Annotated in this window: 11 protein-coding genes; 3 read left to right on the top strand and 8 right to left on the bottom strand. The window is 61.4% G+C overall.

Annotated elements, in window-relative coordinates:
* Positions 1 to 22 precede the first annotated feature (22 nt).
* Genes lysS through HLG82_RS07715 form a run of 5 tightly spaced genes read right to left on the bottom strand, consistent with a single transcriptional unit; the run spans position 23 to position 4,866 of the window.
* The gene (gene lysS / locus HLG82_RS07695) at positions 23 to 1,627 is read right to left on the bottom strand and encodes a lysine--tRNA ligase (protein ID WP_193326270.1); all 1,605 of its coding nucleotides are present in this window, start codon (positions 1,625 to 1,627) and stop codon (positions 23 to 25) included.
* Positions 1,628 to 1,666: 39 nt separating this feature from the next.
* Positions 1,667 to 2,668 (bottom strand): HAD-IIA family hydrolase, encoded by a 1,002-nt coding sequence (locus HLG82_RS07700; protein ID WP_193326271.1) that lies wholly within the window; start codon positions 2,666 to 2,668, stop codon positions 1,667 to 1,669.
* A gap of 8 nt (positions 2,669 to 2,676) precedes the next feature.
* Positions 2,677 to 3,108, bottom strand: a complete 432-nt coding sequence (gene panD / locus HLG82_RS07705) for an aspartate 1-decarboxylase (RefSeq protein WP_255313866.1) — start codon at positions 3,106 to 3,108, stop codon at positions 2,677 to 2,679.
* Entirely contained in the window at positions 3,105 to 3,944 is an 840-nt protein-coding gene (gene panC, locus HLG82_RS07710; protein ID WP_246462353.1) for a pantoate--beta-alanine ligase, read from the bottom strand. Before panC ends, panD begins: the two co-directional genes overlap by 4 nt.
* Positions 3,945 to 3,954: 10 nt before the next feature.
* A complete protein-coding gene (locus HLG82_RS07715; protein ID WP_255313867.1) occupies positions 3,955 to 4,866 on the bottom strand; it encodes a Rossmann-like and DUF2520 domain-containing protein in 912 nt (303 codons plus the stop codon).
* A gap of 167 nt (positions 4,867 to 5,033) precedes the next feature.
* Here HLG82_RS07715 and dhaK point away from each other — a divergent pair, with 167 nt between their 5' ends.
* From dhaK to dhaM, 3 genes are read left to right on the top strand one after another with little or no spacing between them, the layout of a single operon-like run.
* Entirely contained in the window at positions 5,034 to 6,032 is a 999-nt protein-coding gene (gene dhaK, locus HLG82_RS07720) for a dihydroxyacetone kinase subunit DhaK (protein WP_193326273.1), read from the top strand.
* Positions 6,032 to 6,646, top strand: a complete 615-nt coding sequence (dhaL, locus tag HLG82_RS07725; protein WP_193326274.1) for a dihydroxyacetone kinase subunit DhaL — start codon at positions 6,032 to 6,034, stop codon at positions 6,644 to 6,646. The genes dhaK and dhaL overlap by 1 nt, the downstream gene beginning before the upstream one ends.
* The gene (gene dhaM / locus HLG82_RS07730; RefSeq protein WP_193326275.1) at positions 6,639 to 9,029 is read left to right on the top strand and encodes a dihydroxyacetone kinase phosphoryl donor subunit DhaM; all 2,391 of its coding nucleotides are present in this window, start codon (positions 6,639 to 6,641) and stop codon (positions 9,027 to 9,029) included. The genes dhaL and dhaM overlap by 8 nt, the downstream gene beginning before the upstream one ends.
* 381 nt (positions 9,030 to 9,410) lie before the next feature.
* Here the strand turns inward: dhaM and lacZ are convergent, their stop codons facing one another.
* Genes lacZ through HLG82_RS07745 form a run of 3 tightly spaced genes read right to left on the bottom strand, consistent with a single transcriptional unit; the run spans position 9,411 to position 14,153 of the window.
* Positions 9,411 to 12,431: a beta-galactosidase, LacZ type gene (gene lacZ, locus HLG82_RS07735; RefSeq protein ID WP_193326276.1), complete on the bottom strand. Its 3,021-nt coding sequence runs from the start codon at positions 12,429 to 12,431 to the stop codon at positions 9,411 to 9,413.
* Positions 12,428 to 13,237, bottom strand: coding sequence for a carbohydrate ABC transporter permease (locus tag HLG82_RS07740; RefSeq protein WP_197551434.1), 810 nt, complete (start codon positions 13,235 to 13,237; stop codon positions 12,428 to 12,430). The genes lacZ and HLG82_RS07740 overlap by 4 nt, the downstream gene beginning before the upstream one ends.
* Positions 13,230 to 14,153: a carbohydrate ABC transporter permease gene (locus HLG82_RS07745; RefSeq protein WP_193326277.1), complete on the bottom strand. Its 924-nt coding sequence runs from the start codon at positions 14,151 to 14,153 to the stop codon at positions 13,230 to 13,232. Before HLG82_RS07745 ends, HLG82_RS07740 begins: the two co-directional genes overlap by 8 nt.
* Between the last annotated feature and the right edge of the window lie 39 nt (positions 14,154 to 14,192).

Here is a 14,192-nt window from a genome sequence, read left to right on the forward strand (position 1 = left end):
ATCGCTCAGATCACGAGTCAGACTACTCGGAATCTGCCTCAACAGCCTTCGGCGCCTTGGCCTGCGGCTTGACGAACGGGAAGAGGATCGTCTCGCGAATACCCAGGCCCGTGAGGACCATCAGCATGCGATCGATGCCCATGCCCATGCCGCCCGACGGCGGGAAGCCCTGCTCCATCGCCTCGATGAAGGACTCATCGAGCTGCATGGCCTCCGGGTCGCCTGCGGCGGCGTCGAGAGACTGCTGGGTGAGGCGCTCGCGCTGAATGACCGGGTCTGCGAGCTCGGTGTAAGCGGTGGCCACTTCGACGCCACGCACGTAGAGGTCCCACTTTTCGGTCAGGCCCGGCTTCGTACGGTGGTTACGAGTCAGCGGCGAGGTGTCCTCAGGGAAGTCGAAGACGAACGTGGGCTCCCACAGCTTGGAACCGACCAGCTCCTCCCAGATATCTTCTGCGATCTTGCCGGCAACCGCGTATTCCTTAACGCCAATCCCAAACTTCTCAGCAATCTCGACGAGGCGCTCGCGCGGAGTTTCGACGCTGACATCCTCCCCCACGGCCTCGGACAGGGAGGTGTAGAGGTCGAGGCGCGCCCACTCGCCGCCCAGCTCGTACTCGGAGCCATCCGCCAGCGTCACCGTAGTGGTGCCGAAGATATCGCGGGCGGCGTTCTGGATGAGGTCACGGGTCAGGACAGCCATCTCCTCGTAGGTGGCGTACGCCTCGTAGGCCTCCATGGCGGAAAATTCGGGAGAATGCGTGGAGTCCGCACCCTCGTTTCGGAAGTTCTTACCGATCTCGAAGACTCGCTCAATACCACCGACGACGGCCTTTTTCAGGTAGAGCTCCGTGGCGATACGGAGGTAGAGGTCCTGGTCGTACGCGTTGATGTGGGTTTCGAACGGGCGGGCGGCGGCGCCTCCATGGAGCGGCTGGAGGATCGGGGTCTCAACCTCGAGGTAGCCACGCTCATCGAACGTACGGCGAATCGACTTCATCATGCCTGCACGCACGCGCACGATCTTGCGGGCGGCGTCGCGGGTGATGAGATCGAGGTGACGGTTGCGGATGCGGGTCTCCTCGCCGAGGGACATCTCCGTGCCATCCTCTGCGGTGAAGGTCTTGGGCAGCGGCCGGATGGCCTTCGACGCCATCTTCCATTCGCAGGCGAAGATCGACAGCTCGCCGCGCTTGGAGGCGCCCACATAGCCCTCCACCCACACGTAGTCGCCCAGATCGACGTCCGCCTTCAGCGCGTCCAGCGCCTCCTTGCCCACGTTTGCGAGGGAGAAAATCACCTGAATGCGCTCGCCGTCGCCCGCCTGGAGCTGTGCGAAAGCAATCTTGCCCGAGGGGCGGAACAGCATGACGCGGCCAGCGATCTTCACCCGAGCCTCGGTCAGCTCGTCGCCCGGCTCAAGCACGACGACGTCCGCTGCCTCGCGGGCGGAACCGGCCGCGTCGTCGTCGCGATTGACGGCGTAGCCAGATCGCACGCCGCCCACGCTCGACGTGATCTCGAGCTCGGGCGGATACGGATCGCGCCCCTCTTCCAGGAGGCGGGCGCGCTTGCCCTTACGTACGGCGATCTGGTCCGACGTGTCGTCGTATTGAGGCTGAGTCATTCTTTTCCTTTTCTCGAAGAGAGCCGTGTGGGCGAAAATCTAAAGCTGATCCTTGATGTAGTTCGGGATGATGTCCGCGATCGATGCAAGCACGTAGTTGGGCTGGTCCTGCGGCTTGAGCGCGGCAGTCTGCTCGAGGCTCGTATCGCCCGTGAGCACGAGGGCAGTGGGCACGCCGAAGCGCTTGGCCATGCGGATATCCGCGCCGAGGGAATCGGTGACGAAGAGGGCTTCTTCCGCAGAGACGTCAATGTCTTCGAAGATCATCTCCAGCAGGTCCGTTTCGGGGCTGCCTAGGTTCTTCGTGAGACGCTTGCGGGTGGCGGTCTCGAGGGCGGTCACGAGCGGAAGTACGCCCGGCTCGAGCGTGCCATCGGGGAGGCGGCGCAGACGACGCAGGGAGGAGGTCACCAGGTCGGCGCCATTGTCAGCAATCGCGTGGTAGGCGGTGGAGAACATCTGCATGCTGAAATCGTGGGCGAAGGAAAGCATAACGACGTTGATCTCGGACGGATCGTCGCTGATGGCGATGCCGGAAGCCGCGAGCTCGTCACGGAAGTTCGTCTCGCCTGCAACGAAGACCTTCGCTCCCGGGTAGGCATGCGTCAGATAGCGGGAGGCAAGCGTGGCCGGCGTGATGACCTGATCGGCGGAGATTTCGATACCCTCGCCGGCCATGATTTCCACGAGTCGGGCGGGCGTGACGGCCGACAGCCACGACATGAAGCGAATCGGGCGGCTGAGGTGCGTGATGGCCTTGATGACGGTCTTGAGCTCAGGCATGAGCTCCGTTCCGGTGTAGAGGGCTGCATCGATGTTGATGAGGTAGGCGTCAAAGACACGGCCGGGGGCCTCGTCGACCATGACCTGCAGGTCAGAGATTCGCGAGGAGATTTCTTCCTCGCCGGTGGCGAAGTCGGATGCCGTGGTCACCGCTTCCGTGGCCCGAGCGGAGGTGCCGGCAATCTTCTCCCGGAGCTTGTTAGTATCGGGAATCAATGCCTTGGGGTTGATCTGGGGAATCTTGACGTTGAATCGCATGGGTACTCCTAGCGGGCCTGATCGAAGGGGATGCCTGAAGCTGACAGATCGTGGTCGTTGTCCGGGACCTGCCCCGGGTCGCTTCCACGCTCAAGGATGTGGTTGTGTTCATCGACGAAGACGACCGCCGGCTCGTAGCTGCGTGCGGCCGCGGAGGCCATCTGGCCATAGCACATGATGATGACGAGGTCTGAGGGGTTGACGAGGTGGGCGGCGGCGCCGTTGAGTTGCACCTGCCCCTTCCCGCGCTCGCCCGGAATGACGTAGGTCGTCAATCGGTTGCCGTTGTTGACATTGACGACGTCGACTTGCTCGCCCGGGAGAATGTCTGCAGCCTCCAGCAGGTCGAGATCGACCGTGATGGAACCGACGTAGTGCAGATTGGCCCCCGTGACGGTGGCACGGTGGATCTTGCCGGTGATCATCGTTCGTAGCCTCATCGAATGGTGACCTCCATGTTGTCAATGAGGCGTGTGGACCCGACGTACGCCGCGGTGACGAGGAGGCCCTCGCCGTGAGCGTTGTCATCCATCTGCTGGAAGGTTGCCGGATCCACGAGGTGCAGGTAGTCCAGGCGAACGCCTTCGGCGCCCACGAGTTCGCCACGCACGCTCTCACGGACTTCCGCGACCCCGGCGCCTGCCTCAGCCAGTTCGCGGCCGTGGCGCAACGCCGATGACAGGGCGAGCGCCTGCTGCCGCTCCGCCTCGGACAGGTAGGAGTTGCGCGAGGACAGGGCCAAGCCCGACTCGTCGCGCTTGATCGGCACCGGGCGAATATCGATGCCCATGTTGAGATCATCGACCATCGTGCGCACGAGGGCGAGCTGCTGGGCGTCCTTCTGCCCGAAGTAAGCCATGTCCGGGTGGACCAAATTGAATACCTTGTGGACAATCTGAAGCACACCGGCGAAGTGGCCTGGACGAGTGGCGCCTTCCAGAATCGTTGCCACGGGCCCGGGATCGATGCGCACGAGCGGCGTGCGCGGATAGATATCCTCATCGGTGGGAAGGAAAGCCACGTCCACGCCTTCGGATTCGAGGAGCGCCACATCCGCTTCGACGGGGCGCGGGTAGGCCTCGTAGTCCTCGTTCGGCCCGAATTGAAGCGGGTTGACGTACACCGATGCCACGACCGTATCGGCCTGCGCCCGTGCAGCCTTCAGGAGCTGGGCGTGCCCGTCATGAAGCGCGCCCATCGTCATGACGAGGGCGCGGGTGCCGGATGTTTCGGCCAATGCCAAGGCGAGTTCGTTTCGCGTAGTGCAGACTTTCACGGTTTCTATCCTATCTGCCACCACTTGGGCCGCGAAGGTTGCCGACGATGGTATGCAACTCATTTGCCGCCTCTTCACTGAGCATGCCCTGGGCAAGGGCACGATCCACGAGCGCTGCGAGGACGTGGCGGTGGCTGAGCGCGACGTCGGACAGCTCCGGTGATTCGGCAGCCAGCGTGTCCAGAGCAGCCACGCGCTGCACCACGAGCTCGCCCGCCGGCACGACGCCGTAGCCCCGCCCCTCGCGCGCTACGAGCCCCTGTTCGAATGCTGTTCCCGCCCACATCCGCAGGAGCGCGCTAGGATCTTCCACCCCGATTTCGCCGAGCACGCGGCTGGCCTGGGTGAGCGCCAGCTTGATCCCATCGGCCGCATGATCGAGGGCAGCGGCGTAGATCTGACGATCGGCGGAGTTGACGACCACGCCTTCGCCGCCCATTTCGGCCGCGAGCGCGAGCCCGATAGGTTGGAGGACGTTGGCGGCGGAGACGACGAAGCGGGCGCCGCTCAGGCGTGCCACGTCCATCGAGGTGCCCGTGAATTCCATGACCGGGTGCAGCGCCAACGTCAGGGCCCCGCTGGCCTGGGCCCCCTCCAGCACCTCCGTGCCGAATCGCGGCGAGGTGTGCAGCACGATCTGGCCGGGTTGCCACGCACCCAGCTTGCGCAGGCCATCGACGAGCGGGGCCAATTCGGAATCCGGAAGTGCGAGGATCACCAGCTCAGAGCATTCGACGATCCTTGGCACCTCAAGCGCCGGGACGCCAGGCAGCATGAGCTCGAGGCGCTCGCGCGATTCTTCCGATGAGGCATAGGCGCCCACGATCGTGTGGCCGGCCGCCCGCAGGGCGCTGCCCAGCGCCGAGCCGACCTTGCCAGCAGAGATAATTCCGACGCCCATGCGCCCGGTTGAGTTGTCCACGCCCCCATCTTATCGACCCCCTCCAACGCTTTTTCACCCCGCCTCCTCCCCTCCCGACTTCGCACGTGACTATCGCCGTGACAAAGCCCCCAGCTACCAGCGAAAGCGGCGGGCGCTAGGCAGGGAAACTGTTGCGTGATGTGGGTAACGGTGGAAGACTTAAAGGCATGAAAAAACTTATCAATAACCCCAATGACGTGGTCACTGATTCCCTGACCGGCGTGGCCGCAGCCCATCCGGATCTCCTCGAGGTCGACCTCCCCAATCACATCGTTTACCGAGCAACCAAGAAGGATGGCAAGGTCGCCATCATTTCCGGCGGCGGCTCGGGCCACGAACCTCTCCACTCCGGCTTTGTCGGCGAAGGCATGCTCGACGCCGCCTGCTGCGGCGAGGTCTTCACCTCCCCCGTACCGGATCAGATCATGGAGGCCACGAACCGGGTCGATTCCGGCGCGGGTGTGCTCCACATCGTCAAGAACTACACCGGCGACGTCATGAACTTCGAGATGGCCGCCGAAATGGCCGCTGACATGGAGGGAACCACCGTTCGCGCTGTCATCGTCGAAGACGACGTGGCGGTCCAGGATTCGCTTTACACCGCCGGCCGCCGCGGCGTGGGCGGCACGGTCTTCGTTGAGAAGATTGCCGGCGCCCTTGCCGAAGAAGGCGCTGATCTGGACGCCGTCGTTGAGGTCGCGCAGAAGGTCGCAGACAACACACGCAGCTTCGGTCTGGCACTTACCTCCTGCACGGTTCCGGCCGCGGGCAAGCCCACCTTCGAGCTGGGCGAGAACGAGATCGAGCTTGGCATCGGCATTCACGGCGAGCCGGGCCGCGAGCGCCGCCCGCTTCAGTCGGCTCACGAGCTGGCCAAGGAACTCGTCGATCCCATCCTCCACGACATGGACTTCACCGGAGCGCCGGTCCTCGCCATGCTGGGCGGCATGGGCGGCACCCCGCTCTCGGAGCTCTACCTCATGTATGGCGAGGTGGCGAAGCTGCTCAAGGAGGCCGGCGTCGAGGTCGCACGTGTCTTGGTCGGCGATTACGTGACTTCCCTGGAGATGGCAGGTTGCGCGCTCTCGCTGCTCAGGGCGGACGAGGAACTCCTGCGCTTGTGGGACGCTCCCGTCCTGACCACAGGCCTGAGGTGGGGCAAGTAATGGCACAGATTCAGCCTTTCGTCGAGTGGATGGCCGGCTTCAAGAAGCGGATTGACGCCAACGCGGCCGAGCTGACGGACCTCGATCGCCAAATCGGTGACGCGGACCACGGCTCCAACATGGCACGCGGCACGCAAGCAATCTCGGAAATTGATCCGGACTCCATCAAGGATGCGGGCGCTTACCTGAAGAAGGCCGGCATGTCGCTGGTATCGAAGGTGGGCGGTGCATCGGGCCCGCTGTATGGCACGCTGCTGATGAAGATGGGGGCCGCGCTTCCGGAGGGCGATCTGACCCGCGAGGGTTTCGTCGCCGCCCTGCGCACCGGCGTCGAGGCCCTTCAGGCACGCGGCAGGTCGGAGGTGGGTGACAAGACGATGCTTGACGTCTGGTTCCCCGCTCTCGAGGCCGCCGAGGCGGCCGAAGGCTCGTTGTCCGAGGCGCTTCAGGCCGCGCTGACGGTTGCTCGCGACAGCGCCGAGGCCACCATTCCGATGGTCGCCCGCAAGGGCCGTGCCTCCTACCTGGGCGAACGCTCGAAGGGCGTCAAGGATCCGGGCTCGGCCTCCTCCGTCCTCCTCATCGAAGCAGCAGCGGAGGCATTTGGTGACTAACGTCGGCCTCGTTGTCGTCTCTCATTCCGCACCGCTGGCGGCCGCGGCACGCGACCTGGCCCTCGACATGGGCCGAAACGCCGTGATCGTGGCCGCCGGCGGGACCGGAGGCGACGGTTTTGGAACAAACGCAGAACTCATCGCCTCCGCCATCGAAGAGGCGGATTCCGGCGCGGGCGTCGTCGTACTTGTCGACCTCGGCTCCGCCGTGATGTCCACCGAAATGGCGCTCGAATTTGTTGACCCCGACCTCGCCGAACGTACGATCGTGGCGCCCGCTCCCCTCGTGGAGGGCCTGGTGGTCGCCGCCGTCGCCGCCAGCGCCGGCGCGGACCGCGAGGCCGTGGCCCGCGAAGCCATGGTGGCCCTCGCCTCCAAGCAGTCCGATATCCCGTTCGATCCGGCCACCGCTGACAGCCCGGACGGCCTCTCGGGTGCCGCTAGCTCGGACGTCGCTGCGTCCGGTGCCGCCGCCACGGCCGCTTCCCCCGACACCACCGACGACCGCGAATGGCATTCGCGCCGCTTCGTCGTTGACGATCCGGCCGGTCTGCACGCACGTCCCGCCGGTGCGCTCGTCGCCGCCGTCGCACCTTACGACGCCGACGTGCGCGTCTACCACGAACTCGCCGGACGTGGCCCAGTGCTCGCCCGGTCCATGACCTCGCTCATTTCCCTCGGCGTTCAAGAAGGGGACGAAATCCTCGTCCAAGCAACCGGCCCCGACGCGCAAGCCGCGCTCGACGCCGTCGGCGATCTAGCCGCACGAGGCTGGCTTGCGGAGGGAGAAAGCAAACCGGAAACGACCATTCCCGCACACATGCGCTCCCCCGGCTCCGGGCTCGAAATCGCCGTCGGACCCGCCCTCGTGTGGCGCGTCGTCCCGCGCGAGGAGGTACGCCAGACCACCGAAAATCAGATGGAAGCCTACCTCGAGGCGCGCGAAACCGTGCGCGCCTACCTATCCTCGCTGGGCACCGACCCGATCCTCACCCTTCAGGTTGGTCTGCTTGATGATCCGGCGTACGCAAGCCGAATCATATCGAGCATTGAAGCCGGAAATCCTGCTGAGGTCGCGGTACGGGCCGCCACCTCAAGCACAGTTGCCGATTACCAAGAGCTTCCCACCGAGTACCTTCGTGAACGATCAGAGGACGTCTCAGCCCTCGGTGAACTACTGGTTCAGGCCCTCCACGGCATCCCGCTCGGCGGTCTCGCCACAGCAATCCGAGACTTCGGGCGTGACCCCATCGTCGTCCTCGACTCATTGACACCCGCTCTCGCCTCGGAAATCGACGCCGCTCGCGTGATCGGTATCCTCGCTGCTACAGGATCAAGCACTGGCCACGGCGCGCTCATCGCCTCTGCCAAAGGCATCCCAGTTATTGCTGGCAAGGATATCGCGCGCAAGATCAACGACGGCGAAGAGATCGCCCTCGAGCCACGCTCAGGTATCGTTACTGTCAACCCCACGCGTGAGCAGTTACGTGAACTGTTACGTGCTTCAAAAGAGCAGGCACGGCTTGACGAGGTCGCTCGCGCGCACGCGCATGAGCCCGCGATATTCGCTGGCAGACAGATTTATGTCCGCGCAAACGTGGCCACAACCGATGATGCCCGTCTCGGCGCCGAAAACGGTGCCGACGGCTCTGGTCTCGTCCGCACCGAAGTTCTCTTCGCTGACTGGGAGCATCTGCCCTCGATTGACGAGCAGGTGGCAATCTTTTCCGCAATCACGCAGGCACTGGGCGCAGATAAGCAAGTCATCATTCGCACATGGGATGTAGGTGCCGATAAGCCAGTTGCTTTCTTCGAAAGTAACCACGAAGAAAACCCCTTCCTCGGTGTACGTGGGATCCGTCTTATGAGGAAATTCTCCCAAGCGCTTATAGATCAGTTCCGAGCCATCATCCGAGTAGCACAGCATGCGGACGTGCGCGTCATGATCCCGATGGTGACTAACGTTTCCGAAGTGGTGTGGGCACGCCGTATGTTTAACGAGGCTGTCCAAGCTGAAGGACGCCCGGACGAGCTTCCTATGTTTGGCATGATGCTCGAAACACCCGCGGCATTGCTAAACGTCAAGGCCTTTGACGAGAAGGTGGACTTTTTCTCTGTAGGAACCAATGACCTCATCCAATACATGGCAGCCGCAGACCGTGGAAACGCCGACGTGGAAGACATTTCCGCGGAAGTTATACCGCTCGTCGTCGATCTTATCGCTGATGCGGCACGACTCCTCGATTCTCCACTCGGAGTCTGTGGCGACTTAGCCTCCTCCGAGGAACACGTTCCTCAACTAATCCGGGCAGGCGTCGCCTCGCTCTCGGTACGTCCCGGCCTCGTGCCACGGATCAAGCAGGCGATCCGTCACATTCCATAGGAGGCACGCGCTTGACGAAGAATTGTGGGTAAATTTTCGACTAATCCCTATCTGCCAAGATGGCTGTGAGCTCGTATGAGACGACTTCTGCTATTGGTGTGGGCGTCAGGGCTTTTAGCTGCTGGGTTTTGTTTTAAGGTGGTGGAGGTGCGATAGCTCAGAGGGCTTGGTCTAACTCGCTCTCCGACAGATCTTTTAAAAATATGGCCTGCCTAGTGACAGATCTTTTGAAGATACTGGACACCAATTCACATAGAGGCCTAGTAGGCCCCAGATTCATGTTTTATCTCGGGCACTCGCGCGTGGATTTGCCGAAACCGCATTAGAGACAGGCATTTGCTCCTCACATATACACCGGACGAAAATCGTCCCACAGATTCCTTATTTAGGGCCAACTGCTGATATTGCCACCGTGAATTCGAGTGGCCCTTGTGGCACAAGGTATTCGGGGTGCGTGCGCGCTCCCCAGGAGTCATCACCACCGACGCCGCGGCGCATCCCTGGGCGGAGCCAGGTTCGCCGGTGTGGGCCCAGCTCGTGCGGGTGCAGAGCGTTTTCCAGCTCGAACGGGCTGACTGGCAAGGCAGAAAACTCCATCTCGGATTGGGCCACGATTTCGATTCCGCGCCCCTCAGCGTCAGTGACCTGGGCCCACCGCACACCCGTGCGCGAGCCACATTCTTGCGGACGCAGGTAAGGCGTGAGCATCGTTTCAACATCGGTTTCGTACAGCCCGACATAAGCGCCTTGGCGCCGGTCGACGGCGCATTCTTCCGGCCCTTCGCCATACCAGCGCACGTTTCGCAACGATGGGTCGACAGGGATGAGGAAACCGAATTCCGGTGGATCCCCCAGGCCAGCCCCTGGCTCTAGGCGAGCTGTGAGCACAACGGTCGAATCGGGATAGACCCGAGCCGAGATCTCGCAACGCGACACGGGTGCAGAGGCCAGTTCCAACGTCCAGGACACCTCAATGCTGTCCCCGTCACTCACGCGCATGTCTCCCAACATTCGACTATAGCGTGAGGCGAGCAACCACTGGCCATCTTCCATCGGGCCGCCCCAGCCGCGTTCGTTCGAGGTGGGCGCGTGCCAGAAGTTGACGCTTGGCGTGCCTGCCAAGATCTGGCGCTCACGGCCCGGCTCTCCCACAGTGTAGGACTGTAACCCACCATAGAGTCGGGAGAACAAGACTTCGAAGCAGTCACCGCGTACGCCAATGTTGTGAACCGTGTCGATAACCTTGAGCGCGCCTGATGTTCTGCGCACTCCAGCCGTCAGCCTCCTTGGCAGCGCCGGCGGCTCGCCCACCCTAAACACGTGCTGTCCGCGCGCCACTTCAAATCCGCCGGGTGCATACAGCTGTGCCTGGGCTAGCAGGAAGCGGACGTCGATGGCGTATTCTCCCACCTCAGTCGGCAACTGGAACGGCAGGGCGAAAGTTCCCCTCTGACCCGGATCGAGATCCACCGCCACCGGAGAGCTCTCCAGACAAACGCCTTCTCTAGACAGGCTGACCTCACAGGTCAGATGTGAAGTGCGGACGAACACGTATTCGTTGTCAACCGTAAAACCATCTTCGCCGACGTCGATAAGTAGCGGCTGGTAGAGCGCCTTGAGGGCCTGAGTCTGCGGCTTGGGCGTGTGATCGGCGAAAAACAGGCCATTGCCGCTGAAGTCGCCGTCGTGTGGAGCTTCTCCAAAGTCGCCGCCGTAACCGAAGTACTCGCGCCCAGCGGCGTCGCGAATGGGGAGCGCTTGGTCGGCAAAGTCCCACACGAACACGCCCTGGAAGTGCGCTTCGCGGCGCATGAGGTCCATGTAACGATCCACCGCACCGAAGGAGTTGCCCATTGCGTGGGCGAACTCGCACAAAATAAAGGGTTTATCAGAGTGCTCGCGCAGGTAGTCTGCCACGCCCGCCGCCGGCGTATACATCTGCGAGGCGACGTCACTCGTGCCGGGGTAACGTTGGTCGTGGAAAACGCCTTCATAGTGGATTGGCCGCGAATCCATCGTACGGGCCGCATCGGCCACGCGTGCCAGCACACTTCCGCCATACGATTCGTTGCCGAGCGACCACATGATGACGCACGGGTGATTTCGATCGCGGGCTACCATCGAGGTCACGCGGTCGGCAACGGGTGCGTACCATTCATCGCGATCCCCCGGCAGGGCAAGCTCCACTCCACCTTCTCCGCGTATGATGCGGTCCCACATGCCGTGCGTTTCCAGGCCCGCCTCAGCGATAACGTAGAAGCCCAGGCGGTCGCACAGCTCGTAGAACGGAGTCGAATTCGGGTAGTGGCTGGTGCGGATGGCATTCACGCCGAGCTGCTTGAGTGCAATGAGATCTTTCTTGAGGAGCTCCTCGTCAGGTACGCGCCCGCGCGGGCCGAACTCGTGCCGGTTCACGCCCTTGAGTTTGACTGGCTTTCCATTGACGCGCAGCAACGCGCCCTCGATAGCCACCGTACGGATGCCCACCGGCTGGTCAATGACCTCAAGGAGCTCGCCGTCGCTGACGCTTATCCGCATACGGTACAGGTGAGGGTCCTCTGCCGTCCACAGCCGCGCAGACGGTACCTCCATCCACAGGCGGTTCCCGTCCCGAGTGAACTCGCCGACGCCGTCAAGCTCGGCTGCCACCCTAGCTTTCTCTAGACCTATCCCCTCAATCTCGACCGAGATACGGGCGGTGCCGCCGTCGGGAATGATCTCACTGGTCACACGGATATTCTCAATGTGGCAGCGGGGTCGTAGCCGCAAAAATACCGAACGATAAAGGCCGGAAAATCGGAAAAAGTCTTGGTCTTCGAGCCACGATCCTGAGCTCCACTTCCACACCCGGCACACAATCCGGTGGCTGGCACCATCAGCAAACTCGGTGACATCAAATTCGGCTGGCAGAAAGGACCCTTCCGAATAGCCGACGAACGTGCCATCCACCCACAGCGCCAGCGCGGATTCTGCTCCCTCAGCTACGAAGCTAAGCTGCTGGTCTGGTGCGGCGGCGGGGAAAACGGCATCGCGGGCGTATGTGGAGACGGGATTGAACTGCATGGGAACCTGGCCCGGTTCGATATCCTCGCGACCATCCCACGGGTACTGAACGTTGACATATTGCGGGCGGTCATAACCCGCGAGTTGAACGTGGCCGGGCACGACGACGTCGTCCCAACCGGCGATCTCGGCCTCGGGGTGTTCCAGACCAGCAGGAACGTCAGCCGGAGAGTGTGCGTGAAAGTATTTCCAGACCCCATCGAGGCACGTCTCAAAAGACGAATCGCCCGCGTCGGCCTCAGCGCGGCTCGCAAACCAACGGTGATCGGAATGAGCTCGGCGGCGATTAACCGCAAATACCGTGGGGTCAGCTATTGTCTGCTGATCGACATACGTCATTTGACCGCTCCTGTCACTCCGTTAGCGAACGAACGCTGCAAGGCCAAGAAAACGACGACGGCCGGAAGCGAGGCGATAAGCACTGCAAGCATGAGCACACCATAATCGGTGACATACCCAGCAGACAGGTTCGAAACGAGCATCGGCATCGTCTGATAGGCGTTATCAACGAGGATAACTTTGGGCCACAAAAAGTTGTTCCACGCCGTCATAAACGTGATAACAGCCGCCGCCGCATAGGTCGAACGCATCGTAGGGATGTAGATACGGATAAAGATCGATAGCTCACCAAGGCCATCGATGCGCGCAGCCTCCAGGATTTCATGGGGGAAGTTACGCGAGGCCTGGCGGAAGAGCAAAATGAGGAATGGGGTGGAAATAGCTGGAAGAACCACCGCCCACGTGCTGTTGACCATTCCTGCACGCGCAAACATGCGGAAGAGCGGGATCATGGTCGCCGCAAACGGGATCATCATCGCGATCAACAACACGCCCATGAGGCGGTCTTTCGTGCGCGAATGGAAAATCTCGAAAGAGTAGCCAGCTATCGAGCATATGATCAACGCCAAGGCAGTAGTCGCCACCGCGTTAACTGTCGAATGCCACAGGGCACTGGCCAGGTCTTGGGATGCCACTAAGGAGTTAAAATTTTCCACCAAGTGGCTGCCCGGAGTCAGTTTCGTGGACAGCACATCCCGGCTCTCGTTCGTTGCCGAGACGGCCATGAAATACAGAGGGAAGAGCGAAGCCAAAGCAACGATCGACAGGAAGATGTATTGAGGCGCGCTGCGCAATGTTTTAGTCACGCTTATCACCCACCTTCAACTGAATAAACGCAAGGATAGCGACGAGAATCAAAATCACGTAAGAAATCGCTGCCGCGTAGCCAAAGTTCGGGTTCTTTTGGAAGGAAAGCTCGTAAAGGTAATGCGACATCGTCATCGTTCCATAGGCCGGACCACCCTTCGTAAGATTCCACGATTCGTCAAAGAGCTGGAGTGTGCCATTGGTAGACAGGATTGCAGTGAGCACAATAATCGGTTTGAGCTGGGGGACAATCACATACCAGAACGTTTTGATCGGGCCGGCACCGTCGATGCGCGCCGCCTCGATGGTGGACGGGTCAATGTTTTGCAAACCCGCCAGATAGAAGATCATGTTGTATCCTGTCCAACGCCACAGCAAGCCGAGGATGATAACCATGCGAGCCGTGCCAGGCTGTCCTAACCAATTGACCGGAGCCTCAATTAGGTTCCACGACATCAGAGTCTGATTGACGAAACCATCAGTCGCGAAGAGAGTCCTGAACACAAGCGAATAGGACACCAACGATACCGCGCACGGCAAAAATATAGCCGTTCGCCAAAAGGCCTTAAACTTCAATCCGGGACGATTAAGAATGACAGCCAAAACAAGCGCAGCGATCAGCATGATCGGAACCTGGATCACCAGGTAAATCACGGTGTTCTTCAGTGTCATCATGAAGATTTCATCCTCAAGAAGACGCTGATAGTTCATCCAGATTGGTTCAGCGACATGCAAGCGTGTTCCCTTGCCCGTCTGGAATGACAAGATAAAGGCCTCAACCATCGGCCAGAAGCTTGTCACCAGAATGAGCAATGAGGCAGGAATAATGAATGACCAGCTTGTCAGTATTTGCCTACGTCGCATTCGTGAGCGGCCAGCGTTCACTGTGCCACTACTGTGTGTATTGCGTGCCATGGCTTCCTTCCAAGGAGAAAATGCGGGGTCGGCACGGAT

Source organism: Trueperella pecoris (assembly GCF_014926385.1).
GTDB classification, from domain to species: domain Bacteria; phylum Actinomycetota; class Actinomycetes; order Actinomycetales; family Actinomycetaceae; genus Trueperella; species Trueperella pecoris.

Excerpts from the sequence above, each read along its gene's own strand:
- lacZ (WP_193326276.1), bottom strand. The coding sequence starts at position 12,431 with ATGACGTATGTCGATCAGCAGACAATAGCTGACCCCACGGTATTTGCG.
- HLG82_RS07700 (WP_193326271.1), bottom strand. The coding sequence starts at position 2,668 with ATGCGATTCAACGTCAAGATTCCCCAGATCAACCCCAAGGCATTGATT.
- panD (WP_255313866.1), bottom strand. The coding sequence starts at position 3,108 with ATGAGGCTACGAACGATGATCACCGGCAAGATCCACCGTGCCACCGTC.
- lysS (WP_193326270.1), bottom strand. The coding sequence starts at position 1,627 with ATGACTCAGCCTCAATACGACGACACGTCGGACCAGATCGCCGTACGT.
- HLG82_RS07745 (WP_193326277.1), bottom strand. The coding sequence starts at position 14,153 with ATGGCACGCAATACACACAGTAGTGGCACAGTGAACGCTGGCCGCTCA.
- dhaL (WP_193326274.1), top strand. The coding sequence starts at position 6,032 with ATGGCACAGATTCAGCCTTTCGTCGAGTGGATGGCCGGCTTCAAGAAG.
- dhaK (WP_193326273.1), top strand. The coding sequence starts at position 5,034 with ATGAAAAAACTTATCAATAACCCCAATGACGTGGTCACTGATTCCCTG.